The organism is Nitrosospira multiformis (genome assembly GCF_900110185.1).
GTDB classification, from domain to species: Bacteria; Pseudomonadota; Gammaproteobacteria; order Burkholderiales; family Nitrosomonadaceae; genus Nitrosospira; species Nitrosospira multiformis_A.
Genome location: NZ_FOCT01000004.1, coordinates 205,527 through 223,563, shown reverse-complemented (window position 1 = coordinate 223,563; position 18,037 = coordinate 205,527). Strand labels below are relative to the sequence as shown.

Sequence of the window (18,037 nt, the reverse complement as noted above, 5' to 3'; positions counted from 1 at the left end):
AAGCGTTTCTATGCTTCCGCCCTTTTTATTTCATGGTTGATCAGGTCATCGCGCGAAGCGCTGCAATACGCACTTCAAGGGGCGGATGAGACATGAACAGGGTTCTGAGACCCCCTTCTCCTCCGGAAATACCGAATGCCTCCAATCGCTCTGGCAACTGGGAGGGCTCATGCCGGCGTTGCAGGCGTTCAAGCGCTGCGATCATTTTGTTGCGTCCGGCCAGCTGCGCTCCACCCGCGTCCGCACGAAATTCGCGCTGGCGACTGAACCACATTACAATGATGCTAGCCAATATCCCAAGTACCATTTGAGCGATCAGCGTGGTAACCATGAAGGCGGGACCGTACTCCCGCTCGGTTTTGAATACGACCCTATCCACGAAATGGCCGATGACTCTTGATAAAAAAATCACGAAGGTATTGACGACACCCTGAATCAGCGCAAGCGTCACCATATCGCCGTTGGCAACATGACTTATTTCATGTGCCAGCACTCCCTCGATTTCATCTTTTGTCATGGCCTGAAGCAAGCCGGTACTTACCGCCACCAATGCCTCGTTGCGGTTCATGCCGGTAGCAAAGGCATTCATGTCCGGTGCATCGTAGATTGCCACTTCCGGCATACCGATGCCAACGCGCTCAGCCTGGCGCCGGACAGTTTCCACCAGCCAGCGCTCGGTCGGATCGGAAGGCTGCTCAATCACGACGGCACCCGTCATGCGTTTCGCAGTCCACTTGGACATGGCAAGCGAAATCAGCGAACCGCCAAAACCGATCACTGCCGCCATGACAAGCAGTGAATTGTAATTGATGCCCACACCCTGCTCATCAAGCATGCGATCAACACCCAACAAGCGCAACGTGATGCTCAGCACCAGCAAGATGGCCAGATTGGTAACTACAAATAGAAAAATTCGCTTCATGGACAGTTCCGTTTCCTTGTATCAAAGATGGATCATATATAGGGATGGGAGTTCAATTTTTCAAGGAGACGCTGCAGGTAGAACCATGCTCCTCGCAATATTCTTGTCCTGCCCTGATCGACTCAGCCCCTCTTAAACCAGCCTGTGAAAGAGGCTCAGCGCGAACGGTGGACGAAGAGTTCAGGAGGCTGTTAGTGTATCACTAGCGCCGATTCTCGCGGATGAGCAGGACATAAATAGAGAGCGCGGCAAGGATCATGAAGAAAACTGCCGACCAATCCGGAAGAGTAAGCGAAGCAAATTTCCATGTGACATCGGCGCAATCGCCATTTGCTTCGAACATGACGGGCCACCATCGTGCCAACGGCAGCGCGTTCAGAAACTCTTCTTCAGGGCTGATACCGCATTCGAATGCCTCCGGGTAGCGGACGAGCCAGGCCTGACGCAAGGCAACCAGCCCGCCGGTGAACGCAAAAACTGTCATCAGACCGGCATAGATGCGGCGACCGGTAGTTCCCGGAGTATGAAAAAAACCGGCCAGCGCGGTTAAGCCTGTCAACCAGTAGGCCATACGCTGCACGACACAAAGCGGGCATGGCAAAAGACTTTCCACGAGTTGCAGATAAAGCGCGTAGCCGATCAGGCCCGTGCAACCCGTGAAGATCGCCAGCAATATGCCCCGTACCGGCGTCATGGAGTTACTCATGCTCCGCTCCCGTTACCCGTCCTGGCTCACCGATGGGGGTTTTTTTCGTTTTGCGCATCCCGCCCGATACAATTTTATATTCCAGTAAGCGGCACTCCAGCGCGCCGTTGAAGAGCGGAATACGACGCGAGGCTGTCAGACGTATGAGCTTGGGAAGCTGCGGATCAGCAGTCAGTATGTAGGCGTTCCACCCGCTGAATTTCTTCTTAAGCACGTCTCCGAGTTTTGGATAAAACTCCATGAGCTGTTTCTGCTCCCCCAACCTCACCCCGTAGGGCGGGTTGGTGACAAGAAAGCCGGAAGATACCGGAGCGGACAGTTCCAGCATGTTCGCCTGCTTGAGAGTAACTGCTTCAGAAAGTCCGGCAGCGGATAGATTGGCCTGGGCAACAGCAATCGCATTGCCGTACAAATCGCTGCCGAATATCGGTTGCTGCGATTTCGTCTTCTGCCCTGCAATTGCCGCCTTTCTGATCTGCTCCCATCGTTTTTTGTCAAATATCCTGAGCTTTTCGAAAGCAAAACTTCGTTCCAGCCCTGGAGGTATATTCAGTGCAATTTGTGCCGCTTCCAGCAGAAAGGTTCCGCTCCCGCACATAGGATCAAGCAACGGAATCCCTGGGCGCCAGTCTGCCAACGATAAAATTCCTGCAGCAAGATTTTCCCGTAGCGGAGCCTCCCCGGTATTCTTTCGCAGGCCACGCTTGAATAACGCATCACCCGAGGTATCCAGATACAAGGAAATCCTGCGGGCATCGAGAAAGCCGTGAATCCGGATGTCCGGTTGCGCAGTATCGACACTTGGCCGGTTGCCGACAACTTCGCGGAACCTGTCGCAGACTCCATCCTTGATCTTGAGCGTAACGAAATCCAGGCTCTGCAACGGACATTTGATGGCAGCCACGTTGACCTTGATTGTAAGCGCCGGCGCGAACCAATCGTGCCAGGGCAACTGGCGCGCAACCCTATATACGTCAATTTCGGTAGCGTAAGATTCGCTGGCAACGCGCCAGAGAATGCGGCTGGCGATACGGCTTTCCAGATTGGTTCGATAGCACGTATCCCAATCCCCCTGAAATTCCACTCCCCCGTCCTGAGGATTTATGGCAGAAGCACCGAGACGCTCCAACTCGGCAACGAGCCCGGATTCCACGCCACGGGGACAGGGAGCAAAAAAATGATGAAGCGTCACAGGATGACAGAATACAGGCGGGTCACGATATCAGAGGAACTTGATCCCCGGCTACTCGCAGAAATGGGTTTATCTTGCTGTCCACGAGCCGTAGGCAAGCAGGGCCCACGCCGTGAGGAATGCCACGCCGCCCAATGGGGTGATGGCGCCAAGTCCGCGTATGCCCGTGAGGCTCAGCGCATAAAGACTGGCAGAAAACAGAACAATTCCGGCAAACATTAGCCATCCGGATAACGCCACCCATTTGGAAGCGGGAAACTGAAACAGCACGAGACCCACTGCGATAAGGCCGAGCGCATGATAAAAATGATACTGCACACCGGTCTGGTATACGGCCAGCATATCAGCGGAGAGCGTCCGCTTCAGGCCGTGCGCGCCGAACGCACCCAAAGCGACGCAGAGAAATGCATTGACTGCGCCCAGTGTGAGAAAGATTTTTGGAGACATATTTTTGTGGAAAGAGCTGATAGGATTCAGTGGCAGAGATCAGTGGCTGAAACATATAAACGGAATTGAATGGCAACGATCTCCATAACGTCTTTTTATCCGGGAAAAAACTTATCTCTCCCCTGCGATAGAACGGGAGTTCGATGTGGATTCGGCACAATCCCACCAACGGTCAAGTCTGCACCACCCTTGGCTGAATGTCCAGACTCGACAGAAGGTCATGGAATGCGATCCTGCATGCGCATTCCCGCTACTCGCCCTTCTCCATCACGGACGCCTTGCTCCATCCTTTCGCAAACGTCACTTGGATGACATCACCAACGTCGACCTGATCATTTCTTCTCAATACCGTGCCATCGGGGGTATAAGCAATACTGTAGCCTCGCGCCAGAACGGAATCCGGATTCAGATGGGAAAGATTTGCTTCCCTGCGCTGCAAGTGCATGCCGAGAGTTTCAATCCGGGATGCGATCGCCCGCTGAAGGCGTAGACCGAGTTCCTGCTGGCGCTCTTCCAGCCGGGGGATGTCGGGCCTGGCAATCTTCATGCGCTGCTGGAGCTCGCGCAAGCGCCAATGCCTCTCTTTCGCATGACGTAGCCATGTGCTTTCCAGGCGTTCGCGCAAACGCGCAAGCTGCGCCAGTTGCGCTTCGATGCGCTTTCCCGGATGTACCAGGCGGCATCCCAGCATATCGGTATGCTGCATCCGGCTTTCGATGCGCCGCTGCATCGCGCGGTGCATGCGGCCGCAAAGAATTTCTCCGCGTCTCGCTAGTTCTGCGCGATCCGGGCACACGAGCTGGGATGCGCCAGTCGGCGTGGGCGCCCGGACATCCGCAACAAAATCCGCAATGGTAAAATCGGTTTCGTGACCTACTCCACTGACAATGGGAATGGAACAAGCCGCAATTGCGCGTGCCACAACCTCCTCGTTGAAAGCCCACAGATCTTCCAGAGAGCCACCCCCCCGGCACAGTATCAGTACATCGCACTCAGCCCGGCTTGCAGCGGTTTGAATGGCGCCCGCGATCCTTACTGAAGCGCCAGCGCCCTGAACAAGCGTTGGATAAACGATTATGGGCACGGAAGGCATGCGCCGCTGCAAAGTGGACAGCACATCATGCAGCGCCGCAGCGGCAGGAGAAGTGATGATCCCGATCTGCTTTGGAAACTCGGGCAATGGTTTCTTGCGCTCAGAATCGAACAACCCTTCTTTTCCAAGCCTCGCCTTGAGTTGCTCGAAAGCTTCAAACAGCGAACCGAGTCCGGCGTGGCGGATAGTCTCGATGTTCAGTTGGAAATCGCCGCGCGCATGATATAGCGTTACGAGGGCGCGCACTTCCACCCGCATGCCATCCCGGGGCTGCCAATCAAGGTACTGGTTTTTTTCCCGGAACATGACACAGCGCACCTGAGCAATCTCATCCTTCAGGGAAAAGTACCAGTGGCCGGAGCCATAGCACTTGATATTGGAGATCTCGCCAGCCACCCAGGACAATGGAAAAGCCTGCTCCAGCAACTCCTTGGCGTTGCGGTTCAATTCGCTCACGCTCATGACCGCCCGCTCGAAACCCATTTCCAGAACGTGGTTCATCTTGACATTTTACAATAATCCACACTTATCACGAAAATAGCATATTATGCTGCGCCAACCCGCATGAAATCCAGATATAACATAACCCCATGTTTTAAAATGAATTGTAATAAGTTCAAAAATTAGTCTAATCAGAAAAAGTTGTTATGGAAGGGCGACTTAATGGCTCTATCTGCATATTACCCACAAACTTATCCACAGCAATTGTGGACAATAAAAACCTTTCATCCTTGCTGAAATCACAGCAGCAAGCTACATTAAGACGATTCCTGAAGACCTGCTCTACTCTGATTCGGGTTTGATTTCTGTATTTTTACCGAGGAGGCTCCCCGCGTGTTCGCGTTGATTCAAGCCGCCGGCTGGCCGATCTGGCCGATCATTCTGGCATCCATCGTCGCGGTAGCCATCATCGGCGAGCGTATCTGGGCACTGCGCCTCAACGTGGTCGCACCGCGGAACCTCTTGCCTCTGGTCGTGCGTGAGTACCGCGAAGCGGGCGTGTCTTCCGAAATGCTCAGCCGTCTCCAGAAGCATTCTCCCCTCGGTCAGATTTTTTCTGCCGGACTGAAAAATGACACCAGCACGCGGGAAGTCATGAAAGAATCCATAGAAGAAGCCGGCCGTGCCGTTGCCCATCAACTGGAACGCTATCTCACCACCCTGGGAACGATCGGTTCCATAAGCCCGTTGATGGGTCTGCTAGGGACACTAGTGGGCATGATCGAAATATTCGGCTCAAACACTCCTGTCAGCGGAAACAATCCGGCGCAACTGGCGCACGGCATCTCCGTAGCCCTTTATAATGCCGCTTTTGGCATCCTTGTCGCCATTCCCAGTATCATGTTTTACCGGTATTTCCGTGCCAAGGTGGATGAGCTGGTAGTAGAGATGGAATTGCAGGCATTGAAACTGGTGGAAATCATCCATGGCGACAGAAAGGGTTAATTACTGGGAACAGCTATGCCCGATCCGTCATAATCCGCGTACCTGAAACTGCTTCTTCTATCACTGCTTCCGTCCATCGAATCCTGGTCATGAATTTTCAGCGCGGCAGACACAAGGAAGAACCTGAAATCAATCTGGTCCCGATGATCGATGTGCTGCTTGTCATCCTGATTTTTCTGATGATAACTACCACTTACTCCAGGTTTTCGGAACTGGAAATCACCTTGCCGCAAGCCTCCTCCGAAAAATCCGGCGAGCAGTCGAATGTCATCGATATCTCGGTCAGCGCGACCGGGAACTACATGATCAATCGGACGCCTATTCAATTTCGGAATGTCGTGCAACTGCAGGAGGAATTGCGCACCGCGGCTGGCAGTCGTGTGGACCCGGTGATAGTTATCAACGCGGATGCCCAGGCGACGCATCAGTCAGTCATCACCGTGATGGAGGCGGCGCGGATGGCGGGATATAATCGCATCACTTTCACCACCCGGAATCGGGAATAGCGCTGAGAGCCCGATGAAAAACGGAACGCTCGGCTGATTGGAAGCAACTGATTGAGGTGAAACCTTAAAATTGAGGTTGAATTATGGATCCGAAATTGCTCGACATTCTGGTATGCCCATTATGCAAATCGCCGCTGCTGTACCGGAAGCCTGAGAACGAACTCATCTGCAAGGCCGACAGGCTGGCGTTCCCCATCAGGGATGGAATTCCCATCATGCTGGAAGATGAAGCGCGAAGGCTGCGGGTGGAAGAAGAGATCAGCCGATAGATATCCAGCGATGTATCGGATTCCTGGTCTCAGGCAGTCTGAAAGGATATGAAGAATGAAGAGTCTGAATAGTGAGGCGATTCTTGGCGCGCTGGTAGCGGACAGCGCCACCCTGGGACTGCACTGGATTTATGATCCTGCCCGCATCGCAGAGATCGAAGCAGTGGGCGGCCTCGTATTTCTGCAGCCGGAGGAGGCAAATTATGCCGGGGTAAAGGGATACTTTGCGCACGGCGGAAAGACACCCGGCGAGTCAAGCTCCTATGGAGAGGTTTGCTTGCTGATGCTAAAGCATCTGGCAAAGCACGGACGGTTCAACCGGGTCGAGTATCAGAGCGAATATCGCGCCTGCTTCGGGCCGGGCGGGAAATACGTGGGGTATATTGATTCCCCTACTCGCCTCACGCTGCGCACATTGTTACCGTTGGAGCCGGCGGATTTCCCGGCGGCCTCCGGCGCGGACGACGACCAGCATCCATCCCTGGCAGCGATCCCATCACTGGTGGCCGCACACACAGGAACACTGGATGAACTCATGCCGCGGGTCGATGAAGTGGTGCGCATAACAAACAATAACGAAACGGCGGTGGCCGCTGCACAGTGTTCCTCGGCAGCGTTATTCAATCTTTTGCAGGGCATGACAATGACGCAAGCCCTGACGGAAGCCTTGCTGTTTGCAGGCAGCGTGCTCCGACCGCTGCTTGAAGAAGCACTCTCAATGCCCACGCTGGATAGCGTCAGCGCTGCCGCACGCTTCGGTCCCGCCTGCCACGTAGCAGAAGGCTTGCCTGTCGTCTTCCACATTGCGCAAAATGCGACGGATTATCGTAGCGCAGTCGAGGCCAATATACGCGCAGGGGGAGATAGCTGCGGCCGCGCGATCATGCTGGGCGCCCTCATGGCGATACATTCGGCAAGACAGAATACTTACGAATTCCCTATTCCATTTCAGTGGCTGGCGCGATACCGGAAGTTCGTGGATGCGGCGGACGCATGCGCAGCCATTCAACGATAAAACGCCAAGGCGAGCGAGGAGGCAGACGAGGAGGCAGCAAGACAGGGACAATAGACGAAGCACCGGTAATCAGGTCAAATCCACTCCCGCTCCTTCAAGCACACCGATAAGCTGAGCCGGAAAGATGCCCAGCCATATAAGCAATAACGCCAGCGCGGCCAGCGTCGCACTTTCCGCAAAGGAGGGTGATACAACGCGCAGCATGATTGCTTCCCTGGTTGCCTCCAAGCCCGGCGCATACATCACTGTGATAATACGCAGATAGTAGAATAGCGCGATGATGCTGCCAACGACCAGCGCAATCACGGGTATCCATAACGATGCTTCCACGCCAGCCGTCAATATATAGAACTTGCCGATAAAGCCCATCGTCAGGGGAATTCCGGCCAGCGACAATAGCATGGCGGTAAACACTCCCGCCAGCCACGGCCTGTGCCAGAACAGACCCGCATAATCCGCAAGCCTGTCGCTATCCCTTTCCGCTGCACCATGGAATTCGCCACCAGATCCGTCATTGAACCCGTCGGACAATACCGTTACCACACCGAAGGCGCCCAGCATGGTGACGAAATAAGCTGTAAGAAAATAAGCTACCGCCTCGATTGCCAGCCGATCAAAGGCCAGGAACCCGACCAGCAGATAGCCAAGCTGTGCAATCGAGGAATAGGCGAGAATCCGCTTGATGTTATCCTGTAAAAGGGCGAGCAGGTTGCCAACCAGGATCGTCGCGACGGCAATCAGGCTCAATGCCAGTGTAATCGACTGCGACTGGTATGCTCCCGCCATCAGGAAATACCGCAGCAGCAGGGCAAGCATGGCGCCCTTTGAAACAGTGGCGATGAATGCGGTAATCGGCGCAGGTGCACCTTCATATACATCCGGAGTCCACATATGGAAGGGCACCAGCGCCAGTTTGAATCCGACACCTGTCACAATCAGTGCGAGTCCCGCCAACCCATAGAGTTCCAGCGCCCCGTCAGGCGCAGCAAGCATTGTCCCGATTTTCACAAACTGCATCGTCCCGAGCTGCGCATAGACCAGCGCCATGCCAAACAAAAGCAACCCGGATGAGAACCCGGCGAGGATCAGGTACTTGATTCCTGCTTCGAGAGGATGCTCTGTGAATCGCGGATAGGCGATCAATGCAAACAACGAAATGCTTAGTATTTCCAGACCCAGGAGAAACGAAGCAAAGTGGCTGCTTGCCACGAGAACCCCACCGCCAAGGGCGGCCAGCAGTAACAGGATGTAAAGCGCTTCATGCCGGCTTTCGTCTCCCCCGAAGTAGCGGTAACACAACACCGTGACCACGAAGGTCGCGACAACGATGAGTCCGATAAAAAACAATGCGTAGTGATCCAGTATCAGCAGGGCTGTGACCTGAGGAGACGCGCGGCCTTGGGGCAGGAACAATGACGCAACTGACAGAACCAGCCCGGCGAGCGTCAACATCATGACTGGCCGGGGATGACGATAAAAGGCTGCGGCCAGCATCACCACTATCGCGGCTGCGGCAAGGAGGATGAGCGGCGACAGGGCCAGGAGGTCGAAGTGTAGTGAGTCGGAGTGTAGCGCGGAGGGCATCGGATTCATTCCACATTGATCTCATGGCGAGTGACAGCAATCGAAGGCAGACTATTTGCGGTGTTTGGCGCGGCATTCAGTACCGGCTGCGGATACAACCCCAGCCATAAGGTAATGGCTGCCATTGAATACAGGGTCGCCATTTCCCGGCCGGACAGATCACGGAGTTGCCAACCGTGCGTATTCTCGCCATGAAAAGTTTTCTGCACCAGCGCAAGCGCATACACGACGCTGGCGACAAATACCACAGTCGCGACGGCTGCCAGCACACTGCTGGTGCTGGATAATCCCATCAGCACCAGGAATTCCCCGACGAAATTACCCATTCCCGGCAACCCAAGCGCGGCAATGGCAAAAAACAATCCCATTGCCGCCAGCCGCGGCATGACGCTCCACAGGCCTTCAAAGCGACGCATATCGCGTGTGTGGGTCCGTTCCTGCAAAATGCCTGCGATTACAAACAGTGCTCCCGTACTGATGCCATGCGCGATCATCTGCATCACAGCCCCTCCAAGCGACCAGGGATTCCAGGCGAATATCCCGAGCACCGCAAAGCCCAGGTGACTCACGCTGGTGTAGGCCACGAGGCGCTTGAAATCCGTCTGGGCGAAGGCTAGGAAAGCGCCATAGAGAACTCCGGTTGCTCCCAACACCATCGCCACCGGGGCAAAATAAGTCGCGGCCTCGGGAAATAGCGGAACAATAAAGCGCAATAGCCCGTAGGCTCCTGTTTTCAGCAGCACGCCTGCAAGAATCACGCTTCCTGCTGTCGGCGCCTCGGTATGTGCATCCGGCAGCCAGATGTGAAATGGCACGATGGGCGTCTTGACTGCGAACGCAATGAAAAAGCCGAGCATGATCCACAGCTCGGTGGAGGGGGACATCGTCGTATTCAACAGCTCGAAATAATCGAATGTCAGGACTCCTGTACTGCGGTAATGGAGGAATACCAGCGCAAGAATTGCTACCAGCATGAACATACCGCTCCCCTGCGCGAAAATGAAGAACTTGATCGATGCATACTGCCGATTCTCATGGCCCCAGATCCCAATCAGGAAATACATCGGCACCAGCATCAGCTCCCAGAAGAAGAAAAACAGAAACAGGTCCAGCGCAAGGAATACACCGATCGCCCCTGCCACAGTCCATAGCAGGTTGAAGTAAAAGAATCCGGTACGCTTCTGGATTTCCGTCCAGGAACAGGCCACCGATACTATCCCCAGAAAAGCGGTCAGCACGACCAGGATGAGGCTTATTCCATCCATAGCCAGATGAAAGCTCACCCCGAAACGCGGAATCCACTCCGCCCGGGTCTCGGCAAGCCACCGCCCGTGAGCGGGAAGAGCCATAGCGCTGGCAGACTGCAGCCAAAGCCATATCGCCAATACGAACTCGATGCCCACTGTGGCCAATGCGAGCCACTTTGCGGCGCCCGGATGCCAGCGATCCGCTATCCATGACAGCAAACCGCCCGCCACCAGGATGAAAATCAATGCAGCGAGGATCATGCGAATACCCCCATGAATATAATACCGAGCGATCCGGCTGCAATCGCTGCCGCGTAGCGACGTACCTGTCCGTTTTGCGTTGCACTCAAGGTGCGATGGAGAAACAGACAAAGCTCGGCCAGGCCGCTGTAGATATTGTCGATCCTGTCGTGCCGATCGACCTTCTGGAGCCACCTGAGTGTGCATGAAATCGCCATGCGGTAGATATTGTCGATCACGTCACGCTGATCGACGTGCGCAAGCCAGAGATAGGGCCGGACGAACATGAACTCGTAAAAACGGTCGAAACCCCAGCCTAAATGCCAGAACTTCTGGAGTCTTGCCAGTGCCGGGATCAGCATCAGTCCATGGAGAAAGGCGGGATATCTCAAAAACAACAGGTACGCCAATGCCATGCCCCCAAGAGAGGCAGCAATTGCAAGCAGACTCAGAAGGGTTTCGTCATTTTTACCCTCGTGAACGACCCGGGTCGGCGGCAAGGCATGCTGAACAAAATCGGAAAATAGTGTTAAATTTCCGAGAAAAGGTGGAGTTTCAATCCATCCACCGACCAGAGAGAGTGCCGCAAGAACGATGAGCGGTATGGTTATGCGCAGCCCTGGCCGTCTGGTTTTGGGAGGCGCCGCAGTCCTCGCTTCGCCAAAAAAAACGAGAAACACCACGCGAAAGATGTAGAGGCCAGTCAATATCGCACCTCCCCATCCCGCGGCCCATAACCATGGATTCCCTCCTGTTGATGACCAGACCTGCCAAAGAATCAGGTCTTTGCTGTAAAAGCCCGCAGTAACGAGCGGCAGCGCCGCAAGCGATGCGCTGCCAATCAGAAAAGTCCAGAATGCGACGGGAAGTTTTTTCCTCAGTGCACCCATCCGGAAAATATCATGTTCCTCGTGCAGGCTCATGATGACCACGCCGGCGCTCAGGAACAGCAAAGCCTTGAAGAAGGCGTGCGTCACCAGATGAAAGATGGCGGCTGACCAGGCGCCTACTCCCAGAGCAAGGAACATATAACCCAGCTGGCTAATAGTTGAATAGGCCAACACCCGCTTGATGTCGTTTTGCACAAGCGCACTGAATCCCGCAAGCAGCAGGGTAAGGGCGCCGATCGCTGCTACCGCAAGCTGCACTGCCGGCGCAAGCGCAAAGAGCGCGTGCGTGCGGGCGATCAGATATACGCCTGCTGTTACCATGGTTGCCGCATGCATCAGCGCGCTCACCGGTGTAGGGCCGGCCATTGCGTCAGGCAGCCACGTCTGTAGCGGGAGCTGGGCGGATTTGCCCGCCGCACCGCCAAGCAGAAGTGCCGCAGCGAGAATAGCGAGCTCCGACCCCTCCGGCCACTGCTGCGTCACGCGCTGCATCAAGGGCTGGATATCAAGAGTTCCCAGATGAGTGAACAGCAGAAAAAAGCCGATCGCCATGGAGGTATCGCCGAACCGGGTCACGATAAATGCTTTGCGCGCCGCACGCCCGTTGGCAGGGTCCCGATACCAGAATCCGATCAGTAGATAGCTGCAAAGTCCCACCCCTTCCCAGCCCAGATAAAGAAACAGCAGATTGTCGGCAAGAACCAGGATGCACATTGAGCCGACGAAGAGATTCATATAGGCGAAAAAGCGCGCATAGCCCTCATCTCGGCTCATGAACTCCGTGGAATAGAGGTGTATTAGGAAACTGATGACAGTCACGACCAGGACCATCACCAGTGATAACGCGTCAAGATAAAAGACAATCCCTGGCGAGAAACCGACCACAGCAATCCAGGTCCATGCTTCCTGCCGGAAAACAAAACCCGGCGGCGGCGCAGCGATAAAGTCGATCCCGATCAGGACGGCAATGAGTGCCGAGAGGGCTACAGATCCCGTTCCGATTACCGCAATACTGCGATGCCCCAAATGGTTTCCACCTAGCGCCAGCAGCAGGAAGCCAGCTAGAGGCAGCGTGGGAATAAGCCACAGCAGGGGCAACACGTCATCCCCGCATCTGACTTACCGCATCGGCATCAAGTGTCTGGAAGCGGCGGTGCAACAGCAGCAGCAGTGCCAGGCCGACAGAGACTTCGGCCGCCGCCACTGACAGGATAAAGATGAACATCACCTGGCCGTCGGCCTGCGCCCAGTGTGAACCGGCCACCACGAAGGCAAGCCCGGCAGCATTCAGCATGATCTCGACCGACATCAGGATAAAAATCAGGTTGCGCCGTACAAGAATGCCGATCATTCCTAGCGCGAAGAGGATTGCAGCGAACAGCAGGCCATGATGCATGGGAATAGTGGCCGCGTTCGCGGCAGCGGCGGACATAGCCTCAGCCGTCGTCATGACCGCGCCCCATCCGAACGGGACGCCGAATGTGAACCGAAACGCAGGTCGGTGTGCCAGCCGAGGTGACAGGCGCCGACCAACCCCGCCAGCAGCAGCAGCGATGCCAGCTCAACACCGAGGAGATAGGGTCCGAAGAGCGCGATGCCAACTTCTTTCGAATCGATCACGGCCCCGCTGGAAATTGCGGTGCCGCCATATACGCTCTGCCCATCCTGTACATTCTGAACAAGGATAAAAATCAGTTCTGCCAGGAGCAATGCCGACAGTATGGAGGGTCCCACCCACATGCCGGGACTCAACCATTCACGCTCCTTAACCGCGGCAGCTTTGCCAAGATTGAGCATCATGATCACGAACACGAACAGCACCATGACAGCACCTGCGTAAATGATGACCTCCAGTGCGGCGACAAACGGCGCCCCCAGCACAAAAAAGATGATCGCCACCGCAAGCAGGGAGACGATCAGGTAGAGCAATGCATGTACGGCGCTCGCCCGCGTAACGACCATCAGCGTGGCTGCGACGGCAATCAATCCGGACAAGTAGAATGTCGCTTCCATAGCCTCCTCCTGAATCAGTAATCAAAGATACGTAATTAAGGTACGAATCAAGGCAATAGCGAATGCGGATCTACCGGAGATGCTTCATTCTCGGCTTCGCCCTTGTTTTTTCCTCCGATTGTGACTCCCGCCACCCGGTAGAAGTTATAGCCGGGGTATTTGCCGGTGCCATCGATTAGCAGGTCCTCTTTTTCATACACCAGGTTTTTCCGGTTGTACTCGCCCATTTCAAAATCCGGCGTAAGCTGGATCGCGTCGGTAGGACAGGCCTCTTCGCAATATCCGCAAAAAATGCAGCGCGAAAAATTGATGCGGAAGAACTCGGGGTAACGGCGTTCGTGCTCATCTTCGGTGGCCTGAAGCGCAATGCAATCCACTGGACAGGCTGCCGCGCAGAGGTAGCATGCGACGCAGCGTTCCTCACCGTCCGGATCGCGGCTTAGAATGATGCGTCCGCGCCAGCGCGGCGGGATGTTGGGTTTCTCGTCCGGGTATTGAATGGTTGCGCGGCGGTGGAACATGTGCAGAAAAACGATCCACATTGTCTTCAGAGAATTCCACATGCATCTTCTCCCAAGTTCTAAATGAACGGGCTATGCCGCTGACAATACGACTGCGCCGGTGATCAACAAATTGACCAGCGTGACTGGCAGCATGACTTTCCAGCCGTAGGTCATCAGTTGGTCGTAACGGGGGCGTGGCAATGCCGCCCGCAGCAGGACGAAGCAGACGATGACGATAAGAGTCTTGAGCAGAAACCAAACCAGTGGAGGCAGCAGTGGGCCCAGCCACCCGCCAAAGAATAATGTGACGATCATTGCCGAGATAAGGGTGATACCGACGTATTCGCCAATGAAAAACAGCCCGAACTTCATGCTGGAATATTCAGTATGAAAGCCCGCGACCAGCTCGTTCTCCGACTCGGGCAAATCGAAAGGAAGCCTGCGCGCCTCAGCAATGCCGGCAACGGCAAAAGTTGCCAGACCGAGGATCTGCGGAATGCAGAACCAGAGATTTTCCTGAGCAGCCACGATATCGCGCAGGTTGAATGAACCTGCAAGCATGACGACACCCATGAGCGCCAGGCCCATGAAGACCTCGTAGCTCAACATCTGTGCTGCCGCGCGAAAACCGCCAAGCAGCGAATATTTGTTGTTGGACGCCCATCCGCCCAGCACGATGCTATAGACGCCAAGCGAAGACATGGCGAGAAAAAACAATAATCCGATGTTCAGATCGACCACGCCGAGGCCCGGCGCGATGGGTACGACGGCAAACGCAAGCAGTGTGGTGACGGCAACGATTGCCGGCGCCAGCACGAACACCGCCCTATCTGCAAAGGGAGGTATCCAATCCTCCTTGGTAAGAAGCTTGATCGAATCGGCGACAATTTGCAGAACCCCGAACGGCCCTACCCGGTTGGGCCCACAGCGATCCTGCCACAGGCCGAGCAGGCGGCGCTCGATCCAGGACAGCATCGCCGAGAAAGCAAACAAGACGGCCAGGATCAAGATCAGGTTCACCCAGATGGCGGCCCATTCATGGCTGAATCCACTATTCATGGCTAAATCCATTTGTGGCTTCTTTCCTCTATCTATCCTTCCATTTGCTTTCCCTTCTCCACCTTCTTGAGTTCGCCCCATGCTGGCAAGGCGACTCCCCCAAGATTACCCATACCTGTCAAGCCGGCAGGGAGTCCCGCAGTGCCGTGCAGCAGCTCAGGCTCGAAGCGCAGCGGTAGCCGGAAAATTTCAGCGGTAGTGGTGACGTTCGCCGAGTCATCTGCCTTAACATCCACCTGAGCATCCTTAACATCCACCTGCGCATCCGCCTCCGGCCTCAAGCGTAACTGCACCTCATCCCCGGCAGTCAGTCCGAGATTACTTGCATCCTCCGGGTTGAGCGCGAGATAGGGCTGGACACTGAGCTCGGCGATACCGGGCGCGAGGATGCTCAACTCCTCTGAACCAAAGATGTGGTGCAACGGCAACAGCAGCCATTCACCCACGCGCGGCTCGAAGCCGGCCGGGATATTTTCAAAATAAGCAGCTTTTTTCCCTGGCGTCGGCTCGATCAGGGGCTCGCCTGGATCGCCCCCGGAAAGCGGGCCACCCACTTCGTCCTGGAATTTGTTTAACGCCTGTATTGAATTCCAGCCGGGCGCCCAAAACCGGGGAATAAGCGACGGCGGCGGATGACCCGCGTAGCCTTCCATTGAAAATGCCAAGGCTGTATCGAGGTCCTGCGGCTGTTCGGGTTCGTGGATGCTTACATTGGCGTGCATGGCAGTGCGCCCGCTATAACGATGGGATTCACGCGGAATCTTCTGTCCGTCCATGCGGAAAGCCGCCGAGGGGGCGGCGCGTAAAATGGGTTCCAGGGAGGGAATCGCTGCGGCGCAGGCGGCAGTGACATCATCCAGGCTTGACCATTGCCCTTCATCCCCGCGGCCCACAACCATGATGTCCCGCATCCAGCGCCAGCTTTCCTGGATATCGCCGGGAATATCGCGTGGAGTATCGCCCCTGATGTCACCTTCGATCTCACCCCTGGGCACAAATACTTGAAAGAACCGTTGCGCCCGGCCTTCGTTATTCACAAGGGTACCATCGGCCTCGGCAAAGGCCGCTGCCGGCAGCACCACGTCAGCCTTCGCGCTGGTTGCATGCTTGATGTGATCGATCATCACGATGTGCCGTGCGGCAGCGAGAAGCCGATCAACCAAGGCAGCATCCGCCCGTCGATAAAGATCATTTTCGAGAATGACGAGAATATCCGCAGCATCGTTCATCGCTTCCAGTGCGGTTTCGAGACTGCCGCCACCGAGCATCGTGGCGCCCAGACTGTTACATTCGGGAACTACATAGCAGAGCTCGGCAGGACGGCCCATGTTGCAAAGCGCCCATGTCACATTGGCCGCTGCCTCAACAACGGCTTTGTCCCCGCAACCTATGCCGGAAATGACCAGGGGGCGCTCTGCTGCCTTCAGCTTTTCGGCAATTGCACCTGCCAATGCCTGTGCCGTATTGGATAAACCGGGTACTTGGGGCGCGATCGGATCGAGCGCGTGCGCTATTGTGAGACCCAGCCGGGCTAATTCAGCGGGAGGTCCCCGGAAGGTGCGGGTGGCGATATCATCGATTCGGGTATTCGCCAGGGTGGCAATAAACAACGGCCCATGCTCTTCCTGCATCGCCTCACGCACCGCATGATCATTCCAGAGCGGAATCCCCATTTTTTTCGCTATCTCTTCCGGTTGCCGGCGCACCGACTGCCGCAGAGCCAGCCCGAGCCGGGGCGCAGTATTGGCCACATCCTCCCCCAATACCAGCACCGCATCCGCCAACTCCACTTCATGCAATGATGGGGTGCGGGCAGGGCCTTTTTTTAAAATATCCAGAACGGAAGCAAGCAGGCGAAGATCCCTTTCAGATATTCCGAGATAAAACTGGTCGCGCCCAACGAGGGTGCGCAACGCAAAATTAGCTTCGATCGAAGCCCGCGGAGAACCGATCCCGATCACCCGAGCCCCGGCGGATAGCATTTCGCCAAGATGCTGAAGTGCACCGCGTTTGCTGGCAGGTTGCAGGAGTTGGGTTCTATTTTTGCGCAGCAGGGGTTGCCTGACCCGGCGCCCGCTATTGACAAACTCGTAACCGTAGCGACCGCGGTCGCACAGGAAATAACCATTTACCGCACCATTGAAGCGGTTGCGGATGCGCCGCAACGTGCCGTAACGCTCGCCGGGAATGGTGTTGCAACCCAGCCCGCAATGCACACACACCGAGGGCGCCGTTTGCAAATCCCACTTGCGCGTATAATGCCGCTTCAGTGTCTTGTCAGTAAAAACACCGGTAGGGCAAATCTCCACCAGGTTGCCGCTGAACTCGTTTTCGAGAACGCCATCCTCATGGCGGCCGAAGTAGACCTGGTTGCGCAGCACTAGAGCATCCAGGTCCCGACCGCCGGCATACTCACGATAAAATCGCGTGCAGCGATAGCATTGAATGCAGCGATTCATCTCGTGGTTGACCAGCGGGCCAAGGTTCTGGTTGTGGAAGGTGCGCTTGCGGCCATGGTAGCGACGGTAGATATGCCCATTCATGACCGTCATGTCCTGCAGATGGCATTCGCCGCCCTCGTCACACACTGGGCAATCGTGCGGGTGATTCACCATCAGCCATTCCGCCACACTCGCGCGAAATTCCCGCGCTTCGGGATCATCGATGGAAATCCGAATTCCGTCTTTCGCAGCAGTCATGCACGCCATGACAATCTTGCCGTGCTTGTCTTCCTCGTTCTTGAACTGCTTGATTGCGCACTGGCGGCATGCGCCTACCGCGCCGAGCGCAGGGTGCCAGCAGAAATAAGGCAGGTTGAATCCTAGCGACAGGCACTCCTGCAATAAATTCTCACCATCTTTGGCAGGATAGGGACGATTGTCGATATGGATAGTCGTCATCACAT

The 18,037-nt window shown here is 55.6% G+C and carries 17 protein-coding genes; 4 read left to right on the top strand and 13 right to left on the bottom strand.

From position 1 onward, the window contains the following. Positions 1-40 precede the first annotated feature (40 nt). The 5 genes from htpX to xseA form a co-directional block, all read right to left on the bottom strand. Complete coding sequence (gene htpX, locus BMY01_RS06625; RefSeq protein ID WP_074707848.1) at positions 41-922, bottom strand: protease HtpX; 882 nt, start codon at positions 920-922, stop codon at positions 41-43. A gap of 202 nt (positions 923-1,124) precedes the next feature. Next, positions 1,125-1,628 (bottom strand): disulfide bond formation protein B, encoded by a 504-nt coding sequence (locus BMY01_RS06620; RefSeq protein ID WP_074745485.1) that lies wholly within the window; start codon positions 1,626-1,628, stop codon positions 1,125-1,127. Continuing rightward, positions 1,621-2,820, bottom strand: a complete 1,200-nt coding sequence (locus BMY01_RS06615) for a THUMP domain-containing class I SAM-dependent RNA methyltransferase (RefSeq protein WP_074745483.1) — start codon at positions 2,818-2,820, stop codon at positions 1,621-1,623. Before BMY01_RS06615 ends, BMY01_RS06620 begins: the two co-directional genes overlap by 8 nt. 69 nt (positions 2,821-2,889) lie before the next feature. Then, positions 2,890-3,267 carry a DUF423 domain-containing protein gene (locus BMY01_RS06610; RefSeq protein WP_074745481.1) on the bottom strand — a complete coding sequence of 126 codons (378 nt, stop codon included), beginning with the start codon at positions 3,265-3,267 and terminating at the stop codon, positions 2,890-2,892. 250 nt (positions 3,268-3,517) lie between these two features. After that, complete coding sequence (xseA, locus tag BMY01_RS06605) at positions 3,518-4,861, bottom strand: exodeoxyribonuclease VII large subunit (protein ID WP_074745479.1); 1,344 nt, start codon at positions 4,859-4,861, stop codon at positions 3,518-3,520. A 333-nt stretch (positions 4,862-5,194) separates the two neighbouring features. Here xseA and BMY01_RS06600 point away from each other — a divergent pair, with 333 nt between their 5' ends. From BMY01_RS06600 to BMY01_RS06585, 4 genes are all read left to right on the top strand, one after another. Next, positions 5,195-5,806: a MotA/TolQ/ExbB proton channel family protein gene (locus BMY01_RS06600; protein WP_074707834.1), complete on the top strand. Its 612-nt coding sequence runs from the start codon at positions 5,195-5,197 to the stop codon at positions 5,804-5,806. 89 nt (positions 5,807-5,895) lie between these two features. Continuing rightward, positions 5,896-6,312 carry an ExbD/TolR family protein gene (locus BMY01_RS06595; RefSeq protein ID WP_074745477.1) on the top strand — a complete coding sequence of 139 codons (417 nt, stop codon included), beginning with the start codon at positions 5,896-5,898 and terminating at the stop codon, positions 6,310-6,312. 83 nt (positions 6,313-6,395) lie between these two features. Continuing rightward, positions 6,396-6,581 (top strand): Trm112 family protein, encoded by a 186-nt coding sequence (locus tag BMY01_RS06590; protein WP_074745475.1) that lies wholly within the window; start codon positions 6,396-6,398, stop codon positions 6,579-6,581. A gap of 55 nt (positions 6,582-6,636) precedes the next feature. Further along, positions 6,637-7,596 (top strand): ADP-ribosylglycohydrolase family protein, encoded by a 960-nt coding sequence (locus BMY01_RS06585; protein ID WP_074745473.1) that lies wholly within the window; start codon positions 6,637-6,639, stop codon positions 7,594-7,596. Positions 7,597-7,665: 69 nt separating this feature from the next. Here BMY01_RS06585 and BMY01_RS06580 read toward each other — a convergent pair whose 3' ends face one another. From BMY01_RS06580 to nuoG, 8 genes are read right to left on the bottom strand one after another with little or no spacing between them, the layout of a single operon-like run. Continuing rightward, complete coding sequence (locus BMY01_RS06580) at positions 7,666-9,189, bottom strand: NADH-quinone oxidoreductase subunit N (RefSeq protein ID WP_074745471.1); 1,524 nt, start codon at positions 9,187-9,189, stop codon at positions 7,666-7,668. Further along, the gene (gene nuoM, locus BMY01_RS06575; RefSeq protein ID WP_074745470.1) at positions 9,186-10,688 is read right to left on the bottom strand and encodes an NADH-quinone oxidoreductase subunit M; all 1,503 of its coding nucleotides are present in this window, start codon (positions 10,686-10,688) and stop codon (positions 9,186-9,188) included. The genes BMY01_RS06580 and nuoM overlap by 4 nt, the downstream gene beginning before the upstream one ends. Then, complete coding sequence (gene nuoL / locus BMY01_RS06570) at positions 10,685-12,658, bottom strand: NADH-quinone oxidoreductase subunit L (RefSeq protein ID WP_074745468.1); 1,974 nt, start codon at positions 12,656-12,658, stop codon at positions 10,685-10,687. Before nuoL ends, nuoM begins: the two co-directional genes overlap by 4 nt. Position 12,659: 1 nt before the next feature. Next, positions 12,660-13,007 (bottom strand): NADH-quinone oxidoreductase subunit NuoK, encoded by a 348-nt coding sequence (gene nuoK, locus BMY01_RS06565; RefSeq protein WP_081353784.1) that lies wholly within the window; start codon positions 13,005-13,007, stop codon positions 12,660-12,662. Beyond that, a complete protein-coding gene (gene nuoJ / locus BMY01_RS06560; protein WP_074745466.1) occupies positions 13,004-13,570 on the bottom strand; it encodes an NADH-quinone oxidoreductase subunit J in 567 nt (188 codons plus the stop codon). The genes nuoK and nuoJ overlap by 4 nt, the downstream gene beginning before the upstream one ends. A gap of 47 nt (positions 13,571-13,617) precedes the next feature. Further along, a complete protein-coding gene (gene nuoI / locus BMY01_RS06555) occupies positions 13,618-14,133 on the bottom strand; it encodes an NADH-quinone oxidoreductase subunit NuoI (RefSeq protein ID WP_074745464.1) in 516 nt (171 codons plus the stop codon). 30 nt (positions 14,134-14,163) lie between these two features. Beyond that, entirely contained in the window at positions 14,164-15,132 is a 969-nt protein-coding gene (gene nuoH / locus BMY01_RS06550; protein ID WP_074745599.1) for an NADH-quinone oxidoreductase subunit NuoH, read from the bottom strand. Positions 15,133-15,164: 32 nt separating this feature from the next. After that, the gene (nuoG, locus tag BMY01_RS06545; protein WP_074745462.1) at positions 15,165-18,032 is read right to left on the bottom strand and encodes an NADH-quinone oxidoreductase subunit NuoG; all 2,868 of its coding nucleotides are present in this window, start codon (positions 18,030-18,032) and stop codon (positions 15,165-15,167) included. Between the last annotated feature and the right edge of the window lie 5 nt (positions 18,033-18,037).

Bases quoted from the DNA above. Each gene is read 5' to 3' on its own strand.
- htpX (WP_074707848.1), bottom strand. From the start codon at position 922: ATGAAGCGAATTTTTCTATTTGTAGTTACCAATCTGGCCATCTTGCTG.
- BMY01_RS06620 (WP_074745485.1), bottom strand. From the start codon at position 1,628: ATGAGTAACTCCATGACGCCGGTACGGGGCATATTGCTGGCGATCTTC.
- BMY01_RS06610 (WP_074745481.1), bottom strand. From the start codon at position 3,267: ATGTCTCCAAAAATCTTTCTCACACTGGGCGCAGTCAATGCATTTCTC.
- xseA (WP_074745479.1), bottom strand. From the start codon at position 4,861: ATGAACCACGTTCTGGAAATGGGTTTCGAGCGGGCGGTCATGAGCGTG.
- BMY01_RS06595 (WP_074745477.1), top strand. From the start codon at position 5,896: ATGAATTTTCAGCGCGGCAGACACAAGGAAGAACCTGAAATCAATCTG.
- BMY01_RS06590 (WP_074745475.1), top strand. From the start codon at position 6,396: ATGGATCCGAAATTGCTCGACATTCTGGTATGCCCATTATGCAAATCG.
- BMY01_RS06585 (WP_074745473.1), top strand. From the start codon at position 6,637: ATGAAGAGTCTGAATAGTGAGGCGATTCTTGGCGCGCTGGTAGCGGAC.
- BMY01_RS06580 (WP_074745471.1), bottom strand. From the start codon at position 9,189: ATGAATCCGATGCCCTCCGCGCTACACTCCGACTCACTACACTTCGAC.
- nuoM (WP_074745470.1), bottom strand. From the start codon at position 10,688: ATGATCCTCGCTGCATTGATTTTCATCCTGGTGGCGGGCGGTTTGCTG.
- nuoK (WP_081353784.1), bottom strand. From the start codon at position 13,007: ATGACGACGGCTGAGGCTATGTCCGCCGCTGCCGCGAACGCGGCCACT.
- nuoJ (WP_074745466.1), bottom strand. From the start codon at position 13,570: ATGGAAGCGACATTCTACTTGTCCGGATTGATTGCCGTCGCAGCCACG.
- nuoI (WP_074745464.1), bottom strand. From the start codon at position 14,133: ATGTGGAATTCTCTGAAGACAATGTGGATCGTTTTTCTGCACATGTTC.
- nuoH (WP_074745599.1), bottom strand. From the start codon at position 15,132: ATGAATAGTGGATTCAGCCATGAATGGGCCGCCATCTGGGTGAACCTG.
- nuoG (WP_074745462.1), bottom strand. From the start codon at position 18,032: ATGACGACTATCCATATCGACAATCGTCCCTATCCTGCCAAAGATGGT.